24 protein-coding genes are annotated in these 25200 nt (G+C 42.0%); 18 read left to right on the top strand and 6 right to left on the bottom strand.

Annotated elements, in window-relative coordinates; genetic code table 11:
• Positions 1–114: 114 nt before the first annotated feature.
• From LC586_RS32845 to LC586_RS32810, 8 genes are all read left to right on the top strand, one after another.
• Positions 115–480: a hypothetical protein gene (locus LC586_RS32845; protein ID WP_229489651.1), complete on the top strand. Its 366-nt coding sequence runs from the start codon at positions 115–117 to the stop codon at positions 478–480.
• A gap of 74 nt (positions 481–554) precedes the next feature.
• The gene (locus tag LC586_RS32840; RefSeq protein WP_229489650.1) at positions 555–761 is read left to right on the top strand and encodes a hypothetical protein; all 207 of its coding nucleotides are present in this window, start codon (positions 555–557) and stop codon (positions 759–761) included.
• Between the two features lie 112 nt (positions 762–873).
• Entirely contained in the window at positions 874–2100 is a 1227-nt protein-coding gene (locus LC586_RS32835; RefSeq protein ID WP_229489649.1) for a hypothetical protein, read from the top strand.
• A gap of 84 nt (positions 2101–2184) precedes the next feature.
• Positions 2185–2619 (top strand): hypothetical protein, encoded by a 435-nt coding sequence (locus LC586_RS32830; protein ID WP_229489648.1) that lies wholly within the window; start codon positions 2185–2187, stop codon positions 2617–2619.
• A gap of 206 nt (positions 2620–2825) precedes the next feature.
• A complete protein-coding gene (locus tag LC586_RS32825) occupies positions 2826–3923 on the top strand; it encodes a site-specific integrase (RefSeq protein ID WP_229489647.1) in 1098 nt (365 codons plus the stop codon).
• A 416-nt stretch (positions 3924–4339) separates the two neighbouring features.
• A complete protein-coding gene (locus tag LC586_RS32820; protein ID WP_229489646.1) occupies positions 4340–4537 on the top strand; it encodes a hypothetical protein in 198 nt (65 codons plus the stop codon).
• A 946-nt stretch (positions 4538–5483) separates the two neighbouring features.
• Positions 5484–5921, top strand: coding sequence for a DUF29 domain-containing protein (locus tag LC586_RS32815; RefSeq protein ID WP_229489645.1), 438 nt, complete (start codon positions 5484–5486; stop codon positions 5919–5921).
• A gap of 140 nt (positions 5922–6061) precedes the next feature.
• Positions 6062–6547, top strand: coding sequence for an antitoxin family protein (locus LC586_RS32810; RefSeq protein ID WP_229489644.1), 486 nt, complete (start codon positions 6062–6064; stop codon positions 6545–6547).
• 48 nt (positions 6548–6595) lie between these two features.
• On the opposite strand, the gene rppA is transcribed toward LC586_RS32810, so the two are convergent.
• Positions 6596–7294 carry a two-component system response regulator RppA gene (rppA, locus tag LC586_RS32805; protein WP_229489654.1) on the bottom strand — a complete coding sequence of 233 codons (699 nt, stop codon included), beginning with the start codon at positions 7292–7294 and terminating at the stop codon, positions 6596–6598.
• A gap of 75 nt (positions 7295–7369) precedes the next feature.
• Here rppA and hisG point away from each other — a divergent pair, with 75 nt between their 5' ends.
• The gene (gene hisG / locus LC586_RS32800) at positions 7370–8014 is read left to right on the top strand and encodes an ATP phosphoribosyltransferase (protein ID WP_100898509.1); all 645 of its coding nucleotides are present in this window, start codon (positions 7370–7372) and stop codon (positions 8012–8014) included.
• Between the two features lie 651 nt (positions 8015–8665).
• Positions 8666–9604: a phosphoribulokinase gene (locus LC586_RS32795; RefSeq protein ID WP_229489652.1), complete on the top strand. Its 939-nt coding sequence runs from the start codon at positions 8666–8668 to the stop codon at positions 9602–9604.
• A gap of 112 nt (positions 9605–9716) precedes the next feature.
• On the opposite strand, the gene LC586_RS32790 is transcribed toward LC586_RS32795, so the two are convergent.
• Positions 9717–10205: a toll/interleukin-1 receptor domain-containing protein gene (locus LC586_RS32790; protein WP_229489642.1), complete on the bottom strand. Its 489-nt coding sequence runs from the start codon at positions 10203–10205 to the stop codon at positions 9717–9719.
• 111 nt (positions 10206–10316) lie between these two features.
• Complete coding sequence (locus tag LC586_RS32785) at positions 10317–10733, bottom strand: toll/interleukin-1 receptor domain-containing protein (protein WP_229489640.1); 417 nt, start codon at positions 10731–10733, stop codon at positions 10317–10319.
• A gap of 394 nt (positions 10734–11127) precedes the next feature.
• On the opposite strand from LC586_RS32785, the gene radC reads away from it, so the two are divergent.
• On the top strand, positions 11128–11859 hold the full coding sequence (gene radC / locus LC586_RS32780) for a RadC family protein (protein ID WP_229489639.1): 732 nt from the start codon (positions 11128–11130) through the stop codon (positions 11857–11859).
• 134 nt (positions 11860–11993) lie between these two features.
• Here radC and LC586_RS32775 read toward each other — a convergent pair whose 3' ends face one another.
• Together LC586_RS32775 and LC586_RS32770 are read right to left on the bottom strand one after the other, a co-directional pair.
• On the bottom strand, positions 11994–12785 hold the full coding sequence (locus tag LC586_RS32775; protein WP_229489638.1) for an SDR family NAD(P)-dependent oxidoreductase: 792 nt from the start codon (positions 12783–12785) through the stop codon (positions 11994–11996).
• A 594-nt stretch (positions 12786–13379) separates the two neighbouring features.
• Complete coding sequence (locus LC586_RS32770) at positions 13380–15335, bottom strand: hypothetical protein (RefSeq protein WP_229489637.1); 1956 nt, start codon at positions 15333–15335, stop codon at positions 13380–13382.
• A 743-nt stretch (positions 15336–16078) separates the two neighbouring features.
• Here LC586_RS32770 and LC586_RS32765 point away from each other — a divergent pair.
• The 7 genes from LC586_RS32765 (at position 16079) to LC586_RS32735 (ending at position 24088) form a co-directional block, all read left to right on the top strand.
• On the top strand, positions 16079–17473 hold the full coding sequence (locus tag LC586_RS32765; protein ID WP_229489636.1) for an NADH:flavin oxidoreductase: 1395 nt from the start codon (positions 16079–16081) through the stop codon (positions 17471–17473).
• Between the two features lie 66 nt (positions 17474–17539).
• The gene (locus LC586_RS32760) at positions 17540–19015 is read left to right on the top strand and encodes a c-type cytochrome (protein WP_229489635.1); all 1476 of its coding nucleotides are present in this window, start codon (positions 17540–17542) and stop codon (positions 19013–19015) included.
• An 11-nt stretch (positions 19016–19026) separates the two neighbouring features.
• Entirely contained in the window at positions 19027–19452 is a 426-nt protein-coding gene (locus LC586_RS32755; RefSeq protein WP_229489634.1) for a hypothetical protein, read from the top strand.
• A 75-nt stretch (positions 19453–19527) separates the two neighbouring features.
• Positions 19528–20961 (top strand): c-type cytochrome, encoded by a 1434-nt coding sequence (locus LC586_RS32750; protein WP_229489633.1) that lies wholly within the window; start codon positions 19528–19530, stop codon positions 20959–20961.
• 87 nt (positions 20962–21048) lie between these two features.
• Positions 21049–22686 carry a lipoxygenase family protein gene (locus LC586_RS32745; protein WP_229489632.1) on the top strand — a complete coding sequence of 546 codons (1638 nt, stop codon included), beginning with the start codon at positions 21049–21051 and terminating at the stop codon, positions 22684–22686.
• Between the two features lie 28 nt (positions 22687–22714).
• A complete protein-coding gene (locus LC586_RS32740) occupies positions 22715–23023 on the top strand; it encodes a putative quinol monooxygenase (protein WP_229489631.1) in 309 nt (102 codons plus the stop codon).
• Between the two features lie 12 nt (positions 23024–23035).
• On the top strand, positions 23036–24088 hold the full coding sequence (locus LC586_RS32735; protein ID WP_229489629.1) for a saccharopine dehydrogenase family protein: 1053 nt from the start codon (positions 23036–23038) through the stop codon (positions 24086–24088).
• Positions 24089–24684: 596 nt separating this feature from the next.
• Here the strand turns inward: LC586_RS32735 and LC586_RS32730 are convergent.
• Positions 24685–25200 (bottom strand): cation:proton antiporter domain-containing protein (locus tag LC586_RS32730; protein WP_229489628.1); only part of this gene is annotated, 516 nt, incomplete at its 5' end.

The following is a 25200-nucleotide window of genomic DNA, read 5'->3' as shown; positions in this document are numbered from 1 at the left end:
TTATGGGATGAAAATATTGCGGCTACGCTAGTGATAAAAACTAGTGAAACTCTTGCTGCACAACCGATTGACGACCAAAAGCAACCCACATTATTGAGCGACTATTAACGCACTATGACCGATCAACAGATTAGCGATAAAGCACTTAACGGGCAACGACCAAGCCCCATTAACAGCCGTAGAGGCAAGAAGAAGGAGTGGAAAGACTTAACTATAGACCCACTCTCAGAAGGGTATGACAGCCATCAAGCTGACTATGTAGTGGGTAAAGCCCCAATTACTTGGGCGTTACTGGAAGCTGGTCAACTATTTTCCCGCTCCAAAAGTGGGAAGAACTTACACGTCAAACTCAATGACGGTCGCGCCATCTGCTTAGATACGCGGCAACCGATTGAGATTAAACCAGCGATCCGCAACTCATTGCAGGTCTGGGTTGTGACTAATTTCAATTCAACTTCTGCAAGCAAGGCGGATTTTTAAAGGCGATCGCCATCCGCACAGATCCGCGATCGCCGGCGTCATGCGGCTACCAAGTAAACCACACATTCAAAATTATGACAGAAGACATCAACAAATCCTACGTCCAGCGTTATGTCAACCGAGCTAACGCCACAGATAGTGTTACTGAAAAAAACAACTGCCTTTATCGTGCCGGAACGCAAATGGAAGTAATTCCCTGTGATGGCAACGACAAACTTACCCCAGAGCAACGGCAGACAGTACTTGATGCAGCCAGTAAATTACTAGGGGGGAAAGAGTGAATCAAGTAAGCATTCTTATTTGCATCATAGGCGCTCTAATAATTGCGATCGCACTGTGCAAACAGGAGAACGATCGCCCTTTCTACCTCAAAATCGAGGTGCAACATGGTAAATGAACCACTTTGATATTCCGGGAGCAAGAACATGGCTAAGGTTCTTTGGGTGGGTAGCAGTAAAACTAGTGGTTTCTCTGGTTCAGTTCTGCTTGTTGTTAGCTGAAAAAATCCTTGAATTTATGCTCTGGTGTGTGAAATTAGCTCATAAACCAATGGATAAAATCGCCTTTGTGGTTGACCATCTGCCCTATGCTGGTGTTCCGATCGCCACTATGAGACAAGAGCTACAAGCGCAAACAATAGATGTACCAGCGTCTGCTTCTACAAGTGAAATTCAGTTCTTTGATTTTTCTCAGTTTCGCAACGAGCCAGACAAATTCCCACACATCCGCGTCATTGGTAAAACTGGCGTTGGTAAAACCCGTTTTACCGAATGGCTAATGGATTTACTAGGTGGAGAACAGTTCGTGATCACACCCAAGAAAAAGCCTACAGACTGGCAGAATCAGGATATTTATGGCTACCCGTTCAACTACCAAGAATGCGAAGCCAAACTCAAAGATGTTCATTCACTGATGCATCGGCGTTATGCAGAGATGGAAGAGGGCATCAACCACAACCAAATCAACTTCGCCTGTGACGAGTGGAAGCTGATCAATAAAAATGTTGCTACTGCTAAGGAGGTGATGAAGGACATTATTATTGTGGCCAGAGATGCCAAGATACGCTTGATTGCCCTAGCCCAAGGCGAAAATGTTGCCACCTGGGGGCTAGAAGGGGAAAGCGACTTGGAGGAATGTTTTACCACGGTGCGCTTTGGTGATTTCGCCCTGGACTACTGCAAAGGGCTAAGAAACCAGTACCGAAAAGACAGTGATGAGTTTCTTTATTACTCTGCGGTACTCAATGAATTGGTTTCACAGGGGTTTCGGTGCTGCATGATTGACCGACTTCCTGCCAAGGTTCCTGACTTATCTAACTGGCAACCTGGTAGCAAAGCCGTTGCAGTCGCGCAGATCAACGGTAACTACTCGGTTGTTGACCAGTTACAAAGCCAGTTACAAGCCTCGTCGCAAAAACCGCCAAAAACCACGCAAAATCAAGGGTTTCAGCCCGAAACCGCGCCGGAATCGGGCGCTATTTCTGACCCCAAACAGGCAGTAAAATCCGCCCTCAATGCTGGACGTTCCGTTGATTGGTGCGCCAAAAACGTTCCCGGTCTACCTGGAAATTACTACTCAGCCAGGGCGTTGATTGAGGAATGGATGCAAGGGGCAAATTGAAAGTGCGATCGCGTAAAGGAGGAACGCGATCGCTGCTAAAAAAAATTGATTCCAACACGTAAAAAATAGCACAAACTTAACGCTATGAAAGTCAAATTAGTCCATGCTCACTTCTTAATCTCCATCGGCGATTACAGTAACGAGCGAGTCGGATTTACGGTTGAACTAGAAGAGGGCGAAACAGTTCAGTCAGTGGTAGATGATTTGAGACAACAAGCCATAACAGCAGTTGGGCCCAAATCCGAAGAACTCTACAACCAAAATCGGAAATTACGATTTGAGAACCGCGAACTTGAGGAGAGGATGAACAAGCTTCGTAGCGAGTGGGAAGCAACAGCAGAATTTTTAAGAGCGCAAGGCATCAAGCCAGAAGCGCCTTCAATGCCTCAATTTCAGAGGTTACTAAACGCTGCTAAACCTGAATCACAGTCAGTTACCGCCGAATTCGTTGAGGAGGCAGATCCAGACAACATCCCTTTTGATCCTGGGACACGCGGTGATATTCCTGACGGATTTTAAGCCTGTGTTTTTTTTGCGATGGCGTAACCGCCCGCTGGAAGCGATCGCAATTGACTAACCTAATTGTCAAACGATGATGGGTGCTTGACACAGTAGCCATCATTGCAAGATTTTGATTTGAATTAAGTAATTTTATCCCAAGAAAAAGCATATAAAAATCTGCTTCATTTTGGGATGAATTTTTAATGGAAATAAAAGTATTTTTCATGAAAAATATTGAACACCGAATTAAGGAGGCTAATGGAAGACTCCGTAATTACGGCATAAACATTGAGCAGATTGGCAGCAGACTTTACTTGCGGGCAACGCTTCCCCCAAAGCCACGAGCGATAAAAAACGATTGGCATCAACAAAGAATAAATATTGCTGTAGCTACTTTGTCCGGTGTAAAGCTTGCTGAAGAATCAGCCAAAGTTTTAAGGCTTCGACTAGACACCAAAACATTTGATTGGTCTAATTACATGGAATTAGAAGGCAGAGCAATTGGTCAAATTATTGAGGAGTTCGAGAAAGACTACTTCCAACGCCGTGCCAAAAATTTTAAATCTGAATCAACATGGAGGGTTGAATATGCAACAGTATTTAAAACCTTAGATTTCGATAGTCCCCTAACTGTTGAAATTTTAAAAACTGCAATTTTAGAAACTAAGCCAGATACAAGAACAAGAAAACGATTTTGTTCAACCTTGGGAGTACTGGCTAGATTTGCGGGGATAAACTTTGACCCTCGGAAATACTCAGGTAGCTACAGCCCAAAAAGCAGAAAACCTAGAGATTTACCTACGGATAACTTGATTGTCGAGTGGTATAGCGAAATTAAAGATCCTAAATGGCAATGGGTCTTTGGGATGTTAGCTACTTATGGCTTGAGAAATCATGAGGTGTTCTTTCTCGATCTCAAAGACTTAATGGCTGGCAACAAAATTTTATCTGTACTTCAGGGCAAGACTGGCTACAGAAGAATATGGCCTTATCACCCGGAATGGTTTGACCAGTTCTCCTTGCAAAATGTGAAAATTCCCGATATTAACTGCGATCGCAATAACTCGTCCATCGGCGGAACAGTTAGCCAACGGTTTAGACGTAACGAAGGGTTGTCATTCAAAGTTTATGATCTGCGCCATTGCTGGGCAATCAGAACTCTTGACTACGGGGTTGATATCTCTTTAGCAGCGCAGCAGATGGGGCATGGGCTGTTAGTTCACAGTAATCTCTACCATACTTGGATCAACGCCGAGCATCACCAAAGAGCTTTCGACTTGGCGATAAGTAAAAGCGATCGCCCCCTGCCTCCACAATTATAAATTCATAATTTTTAACTTTGAATTAACCAGCAGCTAGTTTGCTGGGTTAAAGCATTGCAATTGTGAGGAAGTGGTGACTCTTAATCTATTGGTTCTGAGTTCGAATCTCAGGTCACCCACTTTTAAAGTATTTTCAAAGCTTGTTAATTAATAATTCAGATGGGAATCTGGTATAGTGCCACTCCTAGAAGTATCTGACTTTTTAGTGTATGTGGAAAAGTCTAAAGGTATGGACTTGCCATTGGTATCAACTTAAGTTAGACATAGCTTACAGCGCCTTTCAAGTAATTGAACTACACCACTCCCTACTCCCCACTCCCTACTCGCCGTCTCATCTGTGGTCTAAATACCTGAAAAATGCTGTAAATTATTGACACGTATGTGGAGTTGCAGTTACCAACACAACTTGTTTTGTTATGAATGCTTATCCGTTAGTAACGAAACACTTAGCGTTCGTTACCAACGCTAACTTTTTGATTACGAATGCTTATGCGTTCGTTACCAACGCTAACTTTTTGGTTACGAATGCTTATGCGTTTGTTACCAACGCTAAGTGTTTGGTTACAAATGCTTATCTATTTGTGGCAAACGCTTATGTTGTTACCACAGCTTAAGCAAAACTTATCAATGAAGGGCAAAATACAGCCATTCTCGTTTCTAGCAATACAGGCAAGATATGACTCCTTCGGAGTTCGCCAGTCGCTCATGAGGGAAACCCCCAGACGCTAGTACCTCTGTACGAGACGCTGCGCGTAGCAAGATCCCCGTAGGGGTACGCTAATGCCCATTGGTGTCAAATTAATTCATAATTATTACCCCACGCATTAATGCGGGGGCTTGAAAAATGATTAAGCATTTTTGTGTCTCCATTGATACTGCATGGGGCAAGTAAGCTGAAATTATGAATTATGAATTATGAATTAATAATTATTTGGTCATGACTCACCCGCCTAGAACTAAAGTTCTTTGGCTTTTAGCTAAAGTCTACTCAAGTAGACTAAAGATTTTTGGATATATATTTAGGGCTTGCTGAATAGAATTGTAATATAGACCAGATAAGGGTTTTAAGCCTTTTTCCAACAAACAAGTGCTTTTGTTATAACATCTAGAGTCTCAAAACCCTTGCACAATCGTTAGCGATCGCTGGGTAAATTTGGAAACTGAGCGATGAAACAACTATTTTGTAAGCTGTGTGGTTTCTACATTTGCTTGAGAGACTTATTCAGCAAGCCCTATTTAGTCATCAACAGAAGACTTTCGCTATTAGCAAGGAACTTCAGTTCCTTGCAGGACATAGCTTTCACATTAAGTTGACATCAATCGCTAATACTCCGCTATCGCCTTTGGCGTCTCCCCGAATCCCATTCGTGAGAAGCTTGCACCTGCCGTAGGATGCCCGAACGCGAATTTATGTTGAGCGGAGTCGAAACACAGCGTCTCCTGTCTTGAGAAGGGCTGTAGGGAGAAGACCGCGCTGGCTCACAGCTTTCTGCCAATTCTTCAATTATATTTTGTTAAACCCTTGGGTTAAACTATTGCTAAAGCAATCTAAAGTTTTTTATGACTCAATCACCAGTAAAAACTCTCTATGTAACAGACTTTGCATTATGGATTGAGCAGACTGTCAATAGTTTAAAATCCCAAGATTATAGCAATGTAGACTGGGAAAACTTAATTGAGGAGATAGAAGGATTGGGGAGGAGAGATAGACGAGAATTAGAAAGTCGTTTGACAACTTTATTTGAACACGCTTTAAAACGGAATTATGTAAATTTACCAGAATGTTATGGCGGTTGGGAAGCAACAATTAGCCGCACACAACAGGAATTAAGTCGTATTCTTCGAGATTCCCCTAGTCTACGTAATTATTTATTAACTATATGTGATGAATGTTATAAAAATGCACATAAAAACATGAGTAAAGAATATGAAATAAAATTTCCTGACGATTGTCCTTTTCCTAATGATGTAGAAACATTATTAAATGATAGTTTTTGATGTTGTTAAAAACCTGTAGTCATCAGTTTTCGGTCATGCCTGCATATATTTTACCTGAGAGATTGTCTCACCCAGAGGTACAAAAGCGCAGAGAGGATTTTGTGCTTTTATAATCGCTGCACAAGTTTCAGAGGTTTTTTATGAACAAGAGAGTAACAGTTATATTTGACGGGGGTGTTTTGCGTCCAGATGTCCCTTTAGATTTAGCACCTAACACGCGTTATGTAATTACAATTCAAGAGTTAAAGGATACATCATCATCCGGGGATGCTTGGGATGTGCTGGAAGCGATCGCAGCATCTGGAGGACGAGTACTCCATTCTACTGAGTTTAATCATGCTTCAATCATTGAGGGTAAGCGCGTAGTTGTAGTGGGTTTTGGCAAATCTGCCTGCGACATTGCGACTTTAGCGGCAAACATAGCCAAAAAATCCACCCTCGTCTTCCGTCAACCCCTGTGGAAGATTCCAAGATTTTTCCTGGGTTTAGTAAACCTAAAGTATGTTAAGCAACGGAAAATAGAACCACAGAGGACGCAGAGAAGCCAGTGCGCCCTTGCGGTTAAGAGACTTGTTCGCGCAGCGTCTCCCCTTGGGAGAAGCAACTGGCGCGACACGGAGGGATAAGAGTTTGAGAGGTTTTTTGCGTAAGTCCTATGAGTTAAAAACAGGCAGCTAAACTGACTCTACTGAGGAAGCACCGAAACGATAGCCTTTGCCGTAGACTGTGTGAATCAGGGTAGTTTCTCTACCTACCTCAATCTTACGGCGCAGCAAACGAATTAATGCCGCAATCACATTACTACTGGGTTGTTCTTCCTCTTGCCACAAATTTTGCATAATCTGGGCATGAGTCATTAGTTGTCCAGTGTGTTCCATAAAATATTGCAGCAACTGGCTTTCTTTTTGCGATAGCTCAATTATTCGTCCTTGGCGATAGGCTACTTGATTTTCACAATCAAGTTCTAAATCAGCGACGGTTAAACGTCCAGTGGTGGTTTCATAGGTTTGGGAACCGGAACGACGCAATAAAGCCCGGACTCTCGCTAGTAACTCCCGCAGTTCAAAAGGTTTAACCAAATAGTCGTCTGCACCAGCATCTAAACCCTGTACTCGGTCATCTAGAGTATCCTTAGCTGTGAGAAACAGCACGGGAGTGGTTTTACCTTGGCGTCGCAATTGCTGACAAATTTCTAACCCCGTTTTTCCTGGGAGCATCCAATCTAAAATTAGTAGGTCATAACTGCCTGTTTGTGCATGTTCATTGCCACTTGTGCCATCGTAAGCGGCATCCACAATGTAACCCTCACGAGTTAATAAGCGACTCAAGGGTTCAGTTAGTTCAACTTCATCATCAACTAATAAAATTCTCATGCTGCTTGTGGTAAGCATATAGAGATATTCTCAATATTATTCAACTGCCAGAACGCCAAGGATACTAAAAAAAGAATGCTGACTGTTGCATTGCCAAAAGGGGAACTCCTTAAAAATAGCATCCGCCTGCTACAATCTGTGGGATTAGATTTTAGTGCTTTTTTAGATTCAGGAACTCGCCAACTTCAAATTCCTGATACTAAGGGACTTGCGAAAGCTTTGTTGGTGCGGGCGCAGGATGTGCCGGTTTATGTGGAATATGGTCAGGCACAACTGGGTGTTGTTGGTTACGATGTGCTGCGGGAGAAGCAGCCGCAAGTTGCCCACTTGGTGGATTTGCAGTTTGGGCATTGTCGGATGTCCGTGGCGGTAAAAGCATCCAGTTCTTACCGATCGCCTTTAGATTTACCACCGCATGGTAGAGTTGCTTCCAAGTATGTCAATTGCGCTCGTGAATATTTCCACAGTCTAGATTTACCTGTGGAAATAGTGCCGTTGTATGGTTCAGTAGAACTAGGCCCAATTACTGGAATGTCAGAAGCGATCGTGGATTTGGTTTCTACAGGGCGGACTTTGCGCGAAAATGGTTTGATTGAAATTGCTACTCTCTATGAAAGCACGGCGCGGTTAATTGCCCATCCTTTGAGTTACCGCCTGAACACGGGTAATTTAAGTGATGTGATTGCCAAGCTGCGAGAAGCCGTTTTGGTAGAGGTCTAATAGTAGTGCTGTCAAGGTGACATGTTTGTTTCTCGAAGACCTTTATAACCCTGATATCATGTCCGCATAAATAGTTATGCTAACCACAGCCATTACACCCCACCCCCAGCCCCTCCCCGCAAGCAGGAGGGGAGACAAAGCGACGATTGTCGGGGTGGGGTTCTTCGGGTTTAATAAGCAATCAAGCGGACATGATATGATTCCTTCGTTGTTCATTCTCAATCAAAATGCAGTTTTAACGAGAAGATTAAAAGCAAATTTGTCACCTATGCCATTCCTCTCAGTGTCTAAGACGGTTATATAACATGGGTTTCAAGATTGTAAAGAAAGATATGGGTAACGCATAGAAGGAGAGGGATGTCCGTCAGGACAGGGTGAGGTTTTAAAGACCAAAAAATTGGGTACAAGCCCCGCACTTTATCGCGGCATTATGATCACAGTCTAGAATGCAGCCACATTTACAAACGTGGGTTTTATAAAAGCGATGTGGTTTGTAATTGTTATGCAATAAACCAGCACACAGACATTCTATATATGTAGAGATATTGCATACCAAGCCCATCCTTTGAGTTACTTGCCTAAACCCTTCTAGAATAAAAACTATTGTAGGAAAATTTTATTACTAAACTTTTTTTTATTCTGGGAGGTATGATGAGCCGTCCAATAATTCTTGGTATTGTAGGCGACAGCGCTGCTGGGAAAACAACACTAACGCGAGGAATCGCTCAGGTACTCGGCCCAGAAAATGTTACGCTCATTTGCACAGATGATTATCACCGTTACGATCGCAAAGAACGTGCAGATATTGGGATCACCGCTCTCCACCCGGACTGCAACCACTTAGATATAATGCAGCAACACCTGTCGTTGCTACGCACAGGACAACCGATTCTTAAACCAGTTTACAGCCATAAAACCGGTACATTCGAGCCACCGCAGTATATCAAGCCCAATAAATTCGTGATTATTGAGGGATTACTCGGTTATTCTACCCGTGCTGCCCGTGACTCTTACGATGTTAAAGTTTACCTTGCACCCCCGGAAACACTACGCACTAAGTGGAAAGTTAAGCGGGATACCCAAAAGCGGGGCTACACAGATGAACAGGTATTAGCAGAATTAGAAAAGCGTGAACCAGATTCAGCACAATTTATTCGTCCGCAGCGACAATGGTCTGATATAGTCATTAGTTTCTATCCACCCACTGGGGAAGATGATGAAACCAATGGACATTTAAATGTGCGTTTGGTACTACGTCCGACAATTCCCCACCCAGATTTTACCCAAATTGTCAACTCTGGCTATGGTAATTCTGACTCAGCAATCCGCTTGGGGCTAGACAGGGATATGAGTAAGCCTGTGGATGTCTTAGAAGTTGATGGTCATGCAACCTTAGACCAGGTGAATAAGCTAGAGCATATTATTTGTTCTGATATGCCCCATTTACGAAGTATTTGCGATCGCGAAAGTAACCCAGAACTGGGTAAAATTGCTGGTACAACTGGGGAAACACTGCAAAGTTATCCACTCGCTTTGACTCAGTTAATAATTACCTACCACATGCTCAAAGCAACGCAAATCTATCAATAACTGGGATAGGGAGCCGGGAGTAGGGTAAATTTTTCAGAGCGGCAGCACTAGGAATTTCATAGTTTAGCGGGATGCTTGACTCTTCTGCACTGATTCTGTAACCAGGCGATTACTAAAGTATCTGGTAGCCTATGCCCCATAGACGTAAAATATCACGACAACCATCATCAAAAGCGTCTTGAAAATTGATCATTTGAAAGCTCGATAACACCCAAGAAAGCTGCTCATAATCGCAATGCTGATAGATAATTGGAACGATCTTATTTTCAAAACGATTCTGTTGGAGGGCGAATATTAACTCCCGCTTAACCCACATTGAATCTACTGAGTTTGGAGACAGTACTACAAGGAACCAATCACATCTTTTTAGTGCATTTCCAATCTCATCATGCCATTGCTGTGCGCCTAAGATGTTCGTTTTGCTGTACCAAACTGGAATGCCATGATGACACAGAACCTCTGCCAATTTAGAAACAAATTCTTCATCTCGGCTTGAATGAGAAAGAAAAACTTCATTTGGGATCATTTTTGGGAATTGAGAAACGTAAACCGCATTTTCTCCGCCAATGACTGCAACAGAAGGACATTCGAGAAGTTGCATCGACAATCTCCTTTAAGGATTTAATGTGTAATTTATCTTAAGCGATCGCCTTATCTATCTTCTGAACACAATTAAAAATGTTTGACAGACTGTCTTTTGAGTCCACTCCTGTTAAGCAGCAGCTTTTTTGAGAGCTTGGGTAATATTTCTCAAACCTTCCTCATCGTCCTCAAGATTTGATATGTGAATCATCCCAAATTTCTTCAGAATCCAGGGAATTTTCAGTTCTAATTGAGAAAGTTCTTCAGAAGGAGCAGCAAGGACAGGAATTACCCGGCCTTTATAGCCCTGTTCGCCTATAGCATAGCCTACTTCGGCATTTATGTAGGGAGAATCAACCGAGTTAGGCGTGAGTAAAACAACCATTGCATCAGACTCTCGAAGCTGATTAGCAATAAGTTCTGCCCAGTTATCGCCCGGAAAGATTTGAGTATCGTTCCAAACTTGGAAACTTGCATTTCGGAGAGCATCAGCAATTCGCCTAGCTAACTTTGTATCAGTGGAGCTGTGGCTGATAAATACTTTCATCTCATTTTCTATCTCAAGTATCTTCGATTAATAAACTAAATCCAATGTTAGCCGAATCTTGTGGCAAGTATTTGGGAAGATGGTATTATCAAAGTTTTCATCAGCAAGTAATTTTAACATACAGATTGCTCTGCTTTGTGAGCAAGCAATCTATCACGCAAACCCTGTGGATTAAACCGTACCTGGTTCATTTTGCGAATCTCTTGAGCTTGCTGCTGCCACTCGTGGAAGAACTGAGGTATAACTATTAACCATTAATCTATTGAGAGCAAGATGTACAGAAATAGATAAAATTTCCTAAAATTAAAGATTTTCTCAAATAAAGATGATTTTGAGAGCAAACAAGGGATAACTAAGGATAGTTCTATCTTTGATGCTATTCTCTGAGTTTTTTATGACCTATTGCCTCAGAATTGCCGACCTACCTACAAATGAGCGTCCGCGTGAGCGATTAATGACGCATGGTGCCAAAATTTTAGCCACAGCCGAATTAATCGCAATTCTTCTAGGCACCGGTCAAGGGCCAGGAAAACTGTCTGCTGTGGGTTTGGGACAATATATCTTGAGCGAATTAGGCAAACACCAACGCGATCCTTTGGCAGTTCTGCGAGAAGTTAGCCCTGCTGAGTTGATGCAAATTTCTGGTGTTGGCCCGGCGAAGGCGACAAGTATTTTAGCAGCAATTGAATTGGGTAAACGCGCCTTTCAATCTCGTCCTAATGACGGCACATTAATTGATAGCCCACTTGCTGCGGCTGCTACCCTCAGTCAAGATTTGATGTGGCAGATACAAGAACGTTTTGCAGTGGTGCTATTAGATGTTAAGAATCGCTTATTAGGTACGCAAGTAATTACCATTGGCACAGCAACCGAAACCCTAGCCTCTCCCCGTGATATTTTTCGGGAAGTTATTCGTCAAGGTGCAACGCGGGTAATAGTTGCCCACAACCATCCTTCTGGCAACCTTGAACCCAGTCAGGAAGATATAGAATTGACGCGTCAGTTGTTAACAGGGGCACAGCTTTTGGGCATTCCGGTACTAGATCATCTGATTTTGGGTAATGGCAATCATCAAAGTTTACGGGAACTGACAACCTTGTGGGATGAGCATCCGCAGGGGGATTAAGATCATTCGTAATTCGTAATTCGTAATTCGTAATTAAAGACTCGTGAGAATTGCAACCCCCAGATCCCCGACTTCGTAAAAGTTGTTGGGGATCTTGTTTCTGCGCGTTTTATTTAGGATTGCTATGTTACAACTTATTTGCTTTCCTGCATGTTTCTGACTAGTTTAGTCACTAGCTTTCTGGGAGTAAATCTTACAGATTCAGCGAGGAGCTTATTTTTAATTCCAGGGACAACAACAGTTTTGTTTTCCAATAGACCACGATAGCCGATTTGGGCTACTGTTTCCGCAGTCATAATTTTTTGACCGCTTACCAGCTTTGAGTCTTCCATCGCGGCTCTTTGTTGAAAACCAGATTCTGTTGGGCCTGGACAAAGCGCCGTCACAGAGACACCTGTACCTTCTAACTCATTAGCGATCGCTTCTGAGAACGACAATACATAAGCTTTACTAGCGTAGTATACTGCCATCAGAGGCCCTGGTTGAAAAGCAGCAGTGGAGGCCACGTTTAATATTTTTCCAGACCCCCGCTTAACCATACCCTTGAGGAATAACTTGGTTAAATGTGTGAGACATAAAATATTAACCTGTAGCAATTGCAGTTCAGCATTCAGGTCAATTTCGTTAAATAATCCGTAGGTAGCAAACCCAGCATTGTTTACTAGCACATCAACTTTGATAGATGCTTGTTCTAGCTCAATAAAAATCTCTTCTGGGGCTGATGGGTTAGATAAATCCTTGGAAATAACTTTAACATCAATGCCAAATTTATTTTTAAATTCATCGGCGATTTTATTCAGTTTTTCTACGCTTCTAGCTACTAACACAAGATTGTAACCATCCTGAGCAAATAACTTAACGAATTCATAACCGATGCCGCCAGAGGCACCAGTAATAAGAGCCGTTTGTCTGCGATTACTCTGCATAAATTTTCCTCTCTTAACTGCTTGAAATAAAAATGAATCATTAGTTATTAGTCATTAGTAACTTAACGTTCTTTAATCACCCTCGCTACAGTAAAATCGAAAATCCTTGACCAGGTAAGGTTTTGCTCATCAAATTATATTGCCATCGAGAAATTTCCAAGCGAACTGCCGCTTTTGTTCCTAAGACTTTTTGTCCACGTTCGGGTAGAGATACGTATGCAACATATTGGCTCGTTCCCAGATTCAACGAAGAGGCAGGGGGCAGGGGGAGGCAGGGGAGGCAGGGGAAGCAGGGGAAGCAGGGGAGGCTCTTGAGGAAAGAGGGTTATTGTTGAGTAATATCATGTCCGGATAATTAGTTATACTAACCACAGTCATTACACCCCACCCCCAACCCCTAAGAGCTCTTCGGGAGGGGAGACAAAGCGTAGGTTTGGCTCTTTGGGGTTCTTCGGGTTTAATAAGCAATCAAGTGGACATGATATAATTCTTTTCTCCCCCTGCCTGCCTCAACCAAGAAATTTCTTAACCGAACGGTATTGGGGTTGGGGGGATCTTCCAAGCCCAAGTATCATGAACCCAAGCATATTGGTCTTAGAAAGTTTTCACAAACTCAATTAGGGCTTTTTTGTCTTCATCCGGTAGATTTGAGCCAAAATAATGACCCTCATCCTCAACGAAGTCAGGAGACTTATTAGCTCTTAAAAGCACGCGTGCCAACTTACCCTTGATTCCACCCCCTGGTTTCAAGTCCTGAAAAAGGTTGCCGAGATTGAGAGATGTAATCGCCTCTCTAATATTTATGCTTGCCAGCAAATTCACAGGCGTACCTTTAGGAACAGGAAGCCTAAATCTAGGATTCGGATCTCCTGGGGGAAGCTCTAATTTGGTATCTCGATCTGTTCTGCTGATAATTCCCTCACGCTTTTCAGGCCATAGCAGCTTTTCCATAGCATCCGTATAGGCTTCTTGGCGTCCTTTCACTGAAGGATCTTCGTTGTATAGTCCTAGAGTGTTGTTGTGCAGAAGTGGTGCTGTTGCCCAAATACTCACTAGCGAAGGTGTGCGGTAATATCCCAAACCGCCGTCTGGTATCTTAAATTCGATGGGTTTTTTCTCATCAAAGGGGTTGTACAGAGTCAATGTTCCTGGTGACGGCAGTTCTTTGTAAGTCTTAGAGGAGAACTGATCCCAAATATGCCCCTTAGTGGCATTTGTCCCCAGCGATCGCGCCGCATTAGTACCAATTAGTGTAACTGGATAACGCTGGTCATCAGACAAGAAGTTGTGGTCTAAAAAATTACTACTGAGTACAGACTCTTCATACCATTTCTGAGCCTGTTCGGTGTCAGCAGCAATTTCAGCAGGTGGCTTTTTGCTGGAATGGCAACCAGCACAAGTGCTGGCAAAAACAAGCTTGCCACGTTTGAGAACTTCCTCGTCTTTGGTCAAGAACTCTTCACCACCCGGTGCATCTTTCAGGTGCATCGGTTTGATGCCTTTCAAGAATGTTTCGGCATCAGCCATGCGTGCTTCTGTCTCTCTCCAGTCTTTGCACTCCTTCCTCGCCTTTTCGATATCAAAAGGTTTTTGGGGAGTTCTGCCTAATAAAGGCTCATGGAGACTTGTCCAATAATCGCCGCACATTCCAATGTTGACGTAGACGCGTAGTGAGGCATTTGCCACTCCTGTAGAGTCCGCGCCATCCTTGAGAATATGATTAACATCCTGAGTTGAACCATCTTTCATCACCTCTGGATATTTGGGGCGATCGCCTAAATTAAAAATGGCATTGATCGCATTCGGATTGTTAATATGATCGGTCGCAATCCGAGAAGTATCAGAAGTCCCCGGTTTCTGAGAGTTAAGTACTTGTTTAATAAAACTATTGTCCGCGACGCTAGTATCAAAGAATTTGTTTTCCTTGATATACTGATTACCCAACGCTGCTACAAGGTTTTCCCATTTCGGGTGTTCCTTGTCTTTGGGTGGATTGAGGGGATCTAATGCTACGTGACAGATAGCACAGGACTGCCCAATCACGTAGGGAGGCTCAACTTGTGAGTTTTTCGCATATTCAACGGGGTTCCATTTTGCCCGGTCGAAGTTGGGGTTGGGGAACTTACGCAACCCAATAACGCCAGTTGAAAGTGGATCTTTACATTTATCTAGCAGCAATCCGTATTCATCTGGTGCTGTCGCTTTTTCACATCCAGGATCGTTAATTGCGCCATAGAGTTTAAATCGCTCGTCATGCTTCTTTGAGTTAATCAGCTTTAGCAGATCAGCACCGCCATGTGTTCGCTTCGCTAAATCACGATAGTACTTGGCGTTACCGCCAGTCCATAAGTACCAGGTGCAACGACCCCGTTTCTCGGCATCTGTCAAATTCTCCTTGGTGTAGTCTGGGAGATAACCGAGACCATCACAGTTATCAGGGTATTCAGATACATCAGTATTTGAATATTCAGTACTTGTGGGTGCAGGTGTCTCACTATACTCATCGGCTAGAACTGTAGGCGTTCCATAGAAGCCGCAGACTATAAACATAGTCACGAACAGGAGGAACAGACAGCCCTTAAAAATTAGACTTGTCTTTTTCATAAAAAATCTTTGGTTGTAACAGCTAAACCTTCTCCACTGCACCTTACCTTTGCAGAGTTACACTAATGCTTCATCATTTATTTCCCATTTTCCGGATTTAGTCTTGGGATATTTTGATGATTTAAAATGTACCCTACTGAGGTTCGTTATATATGAACTTACTACACAAGCTTGCAAAACGTCATCAATAAACTTTTATACATTTATAAATCAAAAATTTAAAAAATTGTAAATTTACAATGGTGTTCAATAACCAATTTGTTATGGTTATATCCACTCCCTACGTACTTGGTTAAGTTTGTAACAAATTGTTAGAAGCTACTTTTAAGGTTGCCTTAACCTTTTAAGAGAAATATTAAAGACGAAAGTTTTCGCTTTTTTTTTAAATTTTTTGGTTGATGCTATAGGTTTACAAACTGCAAAAGACTTTATATAACTGTAAAAACCATAAGGATAAATATCCATTTTGAAACTTCGTAGGTAAATCTAAGTAACAAAAACTTAATACTTAGCGTTGGGGCAGCCTGCCGTAGGCATTGCATCCGAAAACCTGCACCGTGGATTTGTAGATATAAACAATTACCTTCCTAGAGACGTTGGAAATAACAGTTCTCTGGCGAGGCTATTAGTGCTACAAACAATTCTGACAGCTAATTTTATTGCCGAAACAGCACAAAAAAGAGGAACGGATGGAAAACCATATTATCTTTGAGCCATTGAGATTCCGTAATCTCACAGTTAAAAATCGGATCTTTCGCTCTAGTATTTCTGGAAGGTGGGATAACTATGATGGTTCAGGTACTCAAGCCCGAATCAACTGGGAAGAAAAGTTTGCTCGTGGTGGTGTAGGGGCTATTATTAGTTCCTTTGTCCCAGTCGCCATTCGGGGACGAATTATGCCCAATTACGCCACAATTAACTGTGATGAGCGCATTCCTTTCTGGCGAAAAGTAGGAGAAAAAGTCCACGAATATGATTGTAAATTTATCTTACAATTAAGTCATTCTGGACGACAGCAGGACATTGGTGGTATAGAAAACTTAGGAAAAAAAGCGTTAAGTTCCACCAGCAAAACTGAGCCATTCCACGGCTTTTTGTGTCAAGCGATGACACTAGCAGAAATAAAAGAAACAATCCAATACTTTGCCGATGGTGCTAGACGTGCCCGTGAAGCGGGTTTAGACGGAGTAGAATTGCACAGTGCTAATGGATATCTTTTTAACCAATTTCTCAGTTCTGGAATCAACGACCGTCAAGATGAATATGGTGGTTCATTAGAGAATCGAGCGCGGTTTTTGCTAGATGTAATTAAAGCAATCCGTAAAGAAGTAGGCAACGACTTTCATCTGCAATTCAAAATTAGTGCCGTTGACTATAACAACGCCGTCACCTTTTGGGAAAAACCAGGTAATACCATAAAAGATTCCATTCAAGTTTGTAAATGGGGAGAAGAAGCTGGGGCTGATGCCGTGCATGTGTCAACTGGAAGCTTATTTCCTCACCCACTCAATCCCATTGGTGATTTTAATTTTGATGTCATTACTAAAACCTATGACGCGATGTTGTCGAGTGGTGTTGAAACCACACGCAACTACATTTTATTCCGCAAATCATTTTTACATCCAATTTTCAATCTTTTATGGAACCGTGTGAAAAAGCAATTGCCTCCTCAGGCATTTAGTGGTGATGATGTAAAAGACCCCAAAATCAAGCAGTTACTAATAGAGAACCAAGGCAGAAACTTACTAGATTCCAGAGAAATTAAAAAGCACGTTAATATTCCCGTATTATGTACAGGTGGTTTGCAGCAGGCTTCATATATTCGTCAGGCAATTAATGATAAGTATTGCGATGGCGTGACAATGGCTCGTACCCTAATTGCCAACAATGACCTAGTTGAATCTTTTCAAGCAGGTAAAGACCTGGCAGATAAACCCTGTACTTATTGTAATAAATGCCTCCTGAATGTAATTGAAAATCCCTTAGGTTGTTACGAGCAGGATCGCTTTAATAGCTATGAAGAGATGATGGAAGAAGTAATGTCAGTCTTTCATGCAAACCAGTTTGCAAATTCATCTAAATAAAAAAGTGATGCATATCACATTGACAATTTCGCTTACAAATAATCTCGACAATATAGGGAGTGTTTCATGACTGAACAAACTAACCCTACCCTACTTTCTACCCCACACAAGGGAATAAAGGGCATATTCAAGCGGATTTGGGTTGTGATTGTGGGTGTTGTAGCAGTAGCAGTCTTTTTATTGTGGCCTGTTTTGTCCAACTCCCCAGTAGATTATGCTGACATTGAAAACCACTTTAAATATGGTTCAATCGGCAGCGAACCCATCAATGGCATCCCTTACTGGATTTGGAAAGTTTTACCAGAATTATTTCCAGATAAATTACCTGGAAAAGGTTATAATTCTCTGGGATTTCTAAAAGAACCTGACAAAGATTTACCTATAGGTTTTTCGCAACGAAGAGTTTTTATTAATCGAGTTGGGTTGAATTGTGCTGTATGTCATACAGGGACGCTGCGAGATACCCCTAATAGCGAACATCAAGTCATCACTACGATGCCTGCTAATGTGCTTAATTTGCAGGGATATATCAAATTCTTGTCAGCAGTTGGTCTGGATGAGCGCTTTACTGCTAACCGGATGTTGCCAGAAATTGAAAAAATCAGTGGCGGTCTGAATCCTGTTGAAAAATTACTTTATCGCTTCATTGCAATTCCCCAAACTAGAGATGCGCTAATTAATCAGGCATATCGACTTAAGTTTGTTGAAGAACAGCCAGATTGGGGCCCAGGAAGAGTAGATACTTTTAATCCTTATAAAGCAATTCAATTCCATTTTCCAATGGATAAATTGCGTCAGGATGAACTGATTGGTACTTCTGATTTCCCCTCAGTTTGGAACCAAAAACCCCGCGAGGGATTGCAATTACATTGGGATGGTAACAATAGTTCCGTTGATGAACGTAATAAGAGTGCAGCTTTAGGCGCTGGAGTCACACCTACAACAATTGATTTACCTCGAATTCAGCGAGTTGCTGATTGGCTGTGGGAACTACCACCACCAAAATATCCCTACGAAGTTAACGAAACTTTAGCAGCCACAGGCAAACCACTTTTTGAAAGTAATTGCGCTAGCTGTCACGCTTTTGGTGGTGCGTATACAGGCAAAGTTGTACCAATTCAAGAAATTGGTACAGACCCCCATCGTCTCGACTCATATACCTACGAAACGATGTCTAACCAAAATACTTTGTATGCAGGTTATCCGTGGCGGTTTAAGAATTTCCGCAAGACGAATGGATATGCAAATATGCCTCTTGATGGTGTTTGGTTACGTGGCCCTTATTTGCACAATGGTTCAGTCCCCACCCTACGGGATTTGCTAGAAAAACCAGAGAACAGACCAAAAGAATTCTATCGTGGCTACGACGTGATCGACAGAGCAAAAGTTGGCTTTGTATCTGATGTAGATGAAGAAAACGGTAAGAAATACTTTAAGTTTGATACAACAAAAGCTGGAAATAGTAACAGTGGCCACCTATACGGCACTGATCTTGCTACAGAAGATAAAGATGCACTAGTTGAGTACATGAAGAAACTTTAAAAGGAGAAAAAATGAATACTTACGCTAGATGGTTTAGTCGCGTTACTTGGCTCGGCATTATCGTTAATATGTTTTTTGTTATTCCCTCTTGCTTTTTTCCAGAGTTAATGCTGACGTTTCTTCACATGCATATACCTGTGCCCATTATCTGGGTTCGTGCTGCGGGAATGCTGTTATTTATTATTAGTGCATTTTATATCCCTGGAGCAATTGACCCGTACCGATATCAGGCAACAGCATGGATATCAATATTTCCTTCAAGAGCTTTTGGATCAACATTTTTTATTTGTGCAGTGCTTTTCTTTGGTCAAGATAAAGGATTTTTATCCATTGCCTTTGTAGACCTGTTTTTTGGATTAGCAGAAGTAATTCTTCTAACACTAGCAATGCGTGACCAAAATGCAATTACTGCAACTCCAGTGAAGCAATTCTCCTAATTTTATCCCTAGTATAGTGTGGGTATATTGCCTGCACTACAAACAGATTCTTCTGCAAAGGAGCAAGAGAGTGCCATGACAATACTCAAAGATAAAATAGGTAGGGTAATCACAAGCATTGTTTTAGTTGTGATCCTTTTAGTTGGTGTAGTTGGGTATGTGGGATGGTACAACCTTTTTCGAGAGGTTCCCACATATTATGAGTCGCCTGAAGAACATTTTAAATATGGTTCTATTGGCACAGAAGAAGCACAAGGCGTTCCCTATTGGATTTGGATGGTACTACCACGAATATTCCCTGATAAGTTACCACGCCCAGGTGGTTACACTTCCTTGGGAATAACATGGGAAGAGGGTAAAGAAATGCCAGTTGGGTTTACGAAAAAAACCATTGGCTTTCCTCGCGTCGGTATAACTTGCGCTGTTTGCCATACCGCCACCTATAGAAAAACAGAGAAAGATAAACCGACAATTGTGGCCGCAGCCCCTGCGAATAAGTTTGATTCACAAGGCTATTTACGATTTTTGAGTGCAAGTGCTGGTGATCCCAGATTTACAGCAGATTATATCCTTGATGAAATCAAATATAGTTATCGGCTTTCCTGGTTGGAAAACCTACTTTATCGCTATGTGCTAATTCCTCAAACTAAGAAAGCGCTGCTGCAACAAAAAGAAGACTATAGTTGGACAGATTCCCGTCCTAATTGGGGCCCTGGTCGAATTGACCCTTTTAATCCAGTTAAATTCAATACTTTAAAGTTGCCCAAAGATAACACTATTGGCAACTCTGATATGATGCCTCTTTGGAATCAAAAGATGCATAAAGGGTTTGCTCTACATTGGGATGGGTTAGAAACTTCACTGACGGAAACTGTTCAAACTGGAGCAATTGGTGACGGTGCTACGAAAAAATCACTTCCTGTAGCTGATTTACAACGGGTAGAAGATTTTATTCAAGAACTACCACCTCCCAAATATCCATTTGCTATTGATGAGCAAGTGGCTGCAAAAGGAAGTCAAATTTTTGCTAATACTTGTGCATCTTGTCACGCTTTTGGTGGGGAAAGAACAGGTACTGTCATTCCTGTGGAAGAAGTGGGAACTGACCGCCATCGGTTAGATATGTGGACGCAGGAAGGAGCAGATACTTACAATCATTTTGGTGATGGCTACCCTTGGGATTTTAAAAACTTACGCAAAACTAATGGGTATGTATCTGTTTCTCTAGATGGTTTGTGGTTAAGAGCGCCATATTTACATAATGGTTCAGTCCCATCTCTACAAGATTTGTTAGAAAAACCAGAAAATCGTCCTCAGGTTTTCTATCGGGGATATGATGTTTACGACCCGAAAAAAGTTGGCTTTATTACTGAGGGAGATGAGGCCAAGGCTGTAGGTTTTAAGTACGATACAACCGTAACTGCTAATTCAAATCAGGGGCATGTTTATGGAACTGATTTATCTAGTGAGGATAAAAAAGCCTTGATTGAATATCTGAAAACTATGTAGTGAAAGTAGTTGCTAAACCGTAGAAGGTTTAGCAACTTATGAAGTTAATCATTTACTAGCAAATCATAAAAACCGGAGGAGATAATCATGAAACCTTACTTACCGCAGAACGATCCAAATGGGAATTATCGAGCAAGTTGGCTGGATAAAAATCGAGAAGAGTACAATTTTAATTATGATTATCTGGCTCCTTTACCAGTAATTGATAAAGTGCCTCACAAGGAAATATTTTCAGCAGAATATACTGCTAAACGCTTGGCAAGTATGGCAACTCTCGCACCAAATATGTTGGCTGCTAAAGCCAGAAATTTCTTAGACCCGCTAGATGAGTTGGAAGAATATGAAAACCTTTTGGCACTACTACCAAAACCCGATGTCATAAAAAATTACAAAACAGACTCGTGTTTTGCTGAACAACGACTCTCTGGAGCGAACCCATTAGCTATCCGAAGAATTGATGTATTACCTGAGAATTTTGCTGTAACTGATTACCATTTTCAGAAGGTTGCAGGTGCAGAATTTACTTTGGAAAAGGCACTCAAGGAAGGCAAGCTGTATTTCTTAGATTACCCTTTGCTATCTGATATTCAAGGTGGTGTCTATAATAATGTTAAAAAGTACCTTCCCAAACCGCAAGCTCTATTTTACTGGCAAAGTAATGATAGTTCTAATTGTGGTTCTCTAGTGCCTGTTGCTATCCAGATTAATCATGACTCTGGCGCAAATAGCCTGTATACACCAGATGACCCCCATTTAGATTGGTTTTTGGCAAAAACCTGTGTCCAAATTGCTGATGGCAACCACCAAGAATTGGGTAGTCATTTTTCCTATACCCATGCAGTTATGGCTCCGTTTGCAATTGTAACTGCGCGGCAATTAGCAGAAAATCATCCCATCGCTTTACTGTTAAAACCTCACTTCCGTTTCATGCTATTTGATAACGATTTGGGACGGACTCAGTTTTTACAGCCCGGAGGGCCGGTTGATGAGTTTATGGCAGGTTCATTAGCAGAATCTGTTGGATTTGTGGCGAAGACTTATGAAGAATGGAGTGTAGAAAAGTTTACCTTCCCTCGGTTAATAAAAAGCCGTCAAACAGATGACCCAGCAATTTTGCCGCACTTTCCTTTCCGGGACGATGGCATATTAATCTGGAATGCTATCGAAAAGTTTGTGGCTGAATATTTGCAACTCTATTATAAGACTTCACAGGATCTCAGTGATGACTATGAATTACAAAATTGGGCTAGGGAATTAGTCGCCCAAGATGGTGGTAGAGTCAAGGGAATGCCAGCCAAGATTGAGACTTTAGAACAACTGATTGAAATCATTAGTGTAGTAATTTTCACTTGCGCTCCTCTACACTCTGCTTTGAATTTTTCTCAGTACGAATATATGGCTTTTGTACCCAATATGCCCTATGCAGCCTACCACCCAATTCCAGAAACTAAGGGTGTGGATTTGGAAACTATTATGAAGATACTTCCTCCCTTTAAACAAGCTGCCGATCAGGTAATGTGGACTGAGATTTTAACATCGTTCCATTATGACAAATTGGGTTTTTATGACGAGGAGTTTGCTGATCCATTGGCGCAGGAAATTGTGGTGCAATTCCAACAGAATCTGCATGAAATAGAACGGCAGATAGACATCAGAAATCAAACTCGTCCTATACCTTACAATTACCTTAAACCTTCGCAAATTATTAACAGCATCAATACTTAAGTTAGTTTCCCAAAAAAGAGGAATAACAATGTCAAATCAGCAAGTAACTGTCACCGCTCGACTAAAAGTAAAGCCAGGTTTGGAGAACGAATTTAAGCAGGAATTTCAAGCCGTAATAGCTCTCACCCTCAAGGAAGAAGGTTGTATTAATTATGATTTACATCAATCTGTTGAAGATCCATCTTTGTTTCTATTACATGAAAATTGGGTCAGCCAGGACATTTTAGCTCAACACCTAGAGCAGCCGTATATTAAAGGTTTGGGGGAAAAAGCAGGACGATTTTTGGTTGATCCACCTGATGTCAGGTTATGGCAGCAGATTGCGAACAATTCCTAGCTGGTGATAATAATGACATCAAGGGTGTTATTGTATGGTGCAACTGGCTATGCTGGAAAACTAATTGCTACATCAGCTAAAAATAACGGACTAGAATTAATTTTGGCTGGACGTAATCAAAGTTTACTAGCAGCAGTAGCCAATGAATTAAGTTTGGACTTTCGGGTTTTTGGCTTAGATGAACCGCAGGCGATCGCTCGCTCTCTTGAAGATATAATTGCTGTCATCAACTGCTCCGGCCCTTTCTCCAAAACCTCAAAGCCACTTGTCGATGCCTGCCTCCAAACTAAAACTCATTATTTAGACATAGCTGGCGAAGTACCTGAATTTCAGGCGCTACAGGCACGAGATAGTGAGGCTAAAAGTGCAGGGGTAATGCTTCTCCCGGGTGTAGGATTTGGGGTTGTCCCTACTGATTGTGTAGCTGCTTATCTCAAAGATAAGTTAGCGATGGCAACACGACTGATTTTAGTCTATGAAACAGTAGGGGGTGTATCTCAAGGAACCGCAAATACTGTACTGCCAACTTTACATCACATCGGGGTAGTTCGAGAAGCAGGTAAGCTCATCCCATCTCGACCAGCATGGAAAAAGCGTAAAATAAATTTTGGTTATGGGCCGGTAACAGCAGTAACAAACCCCTGGCGTGCTGATATTATCACTGCGTTCCAGACTACGGGTATTCCCAATATCGAGGTTTATACCGTATTTCCTAATCCTGTACGCTTCCTTATGGAGTCGAGCCAGTATTTGGGATGGTTATTTAACTCGTCTTTATTCCAAAGTGCTTTAGCAAGTCTAATTAAAACTCTACCCACTGGGCCAACGGCAGCAGAACGAGCCAAGGGTCAAGTTAGAGTAATTGGTTTTGCTGAGGATGAAACTGGTCAACAAGTAACTGCAAAGCTCTTAGGGCCGGAAGCATACGATTTTACGGCATTAGCTGCTGTAGCAGTTATCAAACGGGTAATTAAAGGCGAAGTTAAGGTAGGATTCCAGACTCCTGCATCCGTATATGGGGCAGATTTTGTCCTTGAGATTCCGGGAGTTATCGGGTTCGAGTAAGGATATAAAAGAATGCTGGGTTTTTTCGCTATCAAGCTTAAAAAACCCGGCTTTTTTACTATTATCCTACCTGAAGATAGAAATAATATCATGTTCGCATAATTAGTTATGATTTCCACAGTCATTGCACCCCACCCCTTAATCCCCTCCCCGCTCTTCGGGAGGGGAGACGAAGCGACGATTGTCGGGGTGGGGTTCTTCGGGTTTAACCCTGTTTTGTCACTCTCGGAAAACAATAATCGAACCTAAATTCTGAGACTTTGAATTAATCAAGCTTTGAGGCTTTATTTTCTAACAGTAACTAAAATTTATAGTTAAAAAGCGGAAACTAGAGCGCCAAAAGGGTTTCAGCGATTGGATTTTCCAACTCTGACAAAAGAGGGTTAATAAGTAATCAAGCGAACATGATATAAGAGAATGAGAAAACGAACCGCATACTCCTACGGAGAAGCAAGCTACGCGCAGCGTCTCGTTAGAGAAGAACGCGTTCGCGTAGCGTCTCGTAGAGAAGAACGCAAAGGTAAGAGAGTTGTAAAGGGTTTTTGCATCAGTACCGTGAATTTTTGAAAAATTGGATGCTCCCTCTGAATTCTTCTTCAGTGAGATTGATTCTGCAAAACATCCTCAAGCATAGATGCTAATTCTTTATTTAATCGACCAGACTTGACAAATTCTGCATAAGTATCGGCTTCAATTGCCAACAATTCCCCTCGGAACTGTTCTGTTGTAAAACTCTGAAGATTAGGATATTCACCCTGTAATTTGTCAATTTCCGCCCGTAAATCTGCAAGTTCGCCTTTGATTAGTGTCTCTTGATAACGGCGAAACTCTGGGTCAAGACCGGGGCGTTGGTCTGCCTGGAGGTGTTGCAGAACGCGTTCTAAGGCAACATGACGGGCAACGAATTCTAAATATTGCTCACGTAAGGGTGCATTACCTAGCAAATTTAGTTTTTCTAGCAAAGGTTTGATCGTCAATCCCTGAGCAAGTAGAGTAAATAAAACTACTCCAAATACCGTTGCAATGATTTTTTCTCGCTCTGGCAGTATTGTCGATACACTCAATGCCAGGGCAATGGAGACGGAACCGCGTAACCCACCCCACCATAGGAT

Origin of the sequence: Nostoc favosum CHAB5714 (assembly GCF_020829495.1) — a bacterium.
Taxonomy (GTDB): Bacteria; Cyanobacteriota; Cyanobacteriia; order Cyanobacteriales; family Nostocaceae; genus Nostoc; species Nostoc favosum.
The sequence above is the reverse complement of the archived record's forward strand: the minus strand, read 5'-3'. Positions and strand labels throughout refer to the sequence as shown.

Coding starts and splice junctions, on each gene's coding strand:
- LC586_RS32795 (WP_229489652.1), top strand. CDS start 8,666: ATGAGCCGTCCAATAATTCTTGGTATTGTAGGCGACAGCGCTGCTGGG.
- LC586_RS32785 (WP_229489640.1), bottom strand. CDS start 10,733: ATGAAAGTATTTATCAGCCACAGCTCCACTGATACAAAGTTAGCTAGG.
- LC586_RS32740 (WP_229489631.1), top strand. CDS start 22,715: ATGTCAAATCAGCAAGTAACTGTCACCGCTCGACTAAAAGTAAAGCCA.
- LC586_RS32745 (WP_229489632.1), top strand. CDS start 21,049: ATGAAACCTTACTTACCGCAGAACGATCCAAATGGGAATTATCGAGCA.
- LC586_RS32765 (WP_229489636.1), top strand. CDS start 16,079: ATGGAAAACCATATTATCTTTGAGCCATTGAGATTCCGTAATCTCACA.
- hisG (WP_100898509.1), top strand. CDS start 7,370: ATGCTGACTGTTGCATTGCCAAAAGGGGAACTCCTTAAAAATAGCATC.
- LC586_RS32810 (WP_229489644.1), top strand. CDS start 6,062: ATGAACAAGAGAGTAACAGTTATATTTGACGGGGGTGTTTTGCGTCCA.
- LC586_RS32760 (WP_229489635.1), top strand. CDS start 17,540: ATGACTGAACAAACTAACCCTACCCTACTTTCTACCCCACACAAGGGA.
- LC586_RS32835 (WP_229489649.1), top strand. CDS start 874: ATGAACCACTTTGATATTCCGGGAGCAAGAACATGGCTAAGGTTCTTT.
- radC (WP_229489639.1), top strand. CDS start 11,128: ATGACCTATTGCCTCAGAATTGCCGACCTACCTACAAATGAGCGTCCG.
- LC586_RS32830 (WP_229489648.1), top strand. CDS start 2,185: ATGAAAGTCAAATTAGTCCATGCTCACTTCTTAATCTCCATCGGCGAT.
- LC586_RS32755 (WP_229489634.1), top strand. CDS start 19,027: ATGAATACTTACGCTAGATGGTTTAGTCGCGTTACTTGGCTCGGCATT.
- LC586_RS32790 (WP_229489642.1), bottom strand. CDS start 10,205: ATGCAACTTCTCGAATGTCCTTCTGTTGCAGTCATTGGCGGAGAAAAT.
- LC586_RS32815 (WP_229489645.1), top strand. CDS start 5,484: ATGACTCAATCACCAGTAAAAACTCTCTATGTAACAGACTTTGCATTA.
- LC586_RS32845 (WP_229489651.1), top strand. CDS start 115: ATGACCGATCAACAGATTAGCGATAAAGCACTTAACGGGCAACGACCA.
- LC586_RS32840 (WP_229489650.1), top strand. CDS start 555: ATGACAGAAGACATCAACAAATCCTACGTCCAGCGTTATGTCAACCGA.
- LC586_RS32750 (WP_229489633.1), top strand. CDS start 19,528: ATGACAATACTCAAAGATAAAATAGGTAGGGTAATCACAAGCATTGTT.
- LC586_RS32820 (WP_229489646.1), top strand. CDS start 4,340: ATGAATGCTTATCCGTTAGTAACGAAACACTTAGCGTTCGTTACCAAC.
- rppA (WP_229489654.1), bottom strand. CDS start 7,294: ATGAGAATTTTATTAGTTGATGATGAAGTTGAACTAACTGAACCCTTG.
- LC586_RS32770 (WP_229489637.1), bottom strand. CDS start 15,335: ATGTTTATAGTCTGCGGCTTCTATGGAACGCCTACAGTTCTAGCCGAT.
- LC586_RS32825 (WP_229489647.1), top strand. CDS start 2,826: ATGAAAAATATTGAACACCGAATTAAGGAGGCTAATGGAAGACTCCGT.
- LC586_RS32735 (WP_229489629.1), top strand. CDS start 23,036: ATGACATCAAGGGTGTTATTGTATGGTGCAACTGGCTATGCTGGAAAA.
- LC586_RS32775 (WP_229489638.1), bottom strand. CDS start 12,785: ATGCAGAGTAATCGCAGACAAACGGCTCTTATTACTGGTGCCTCTGGC.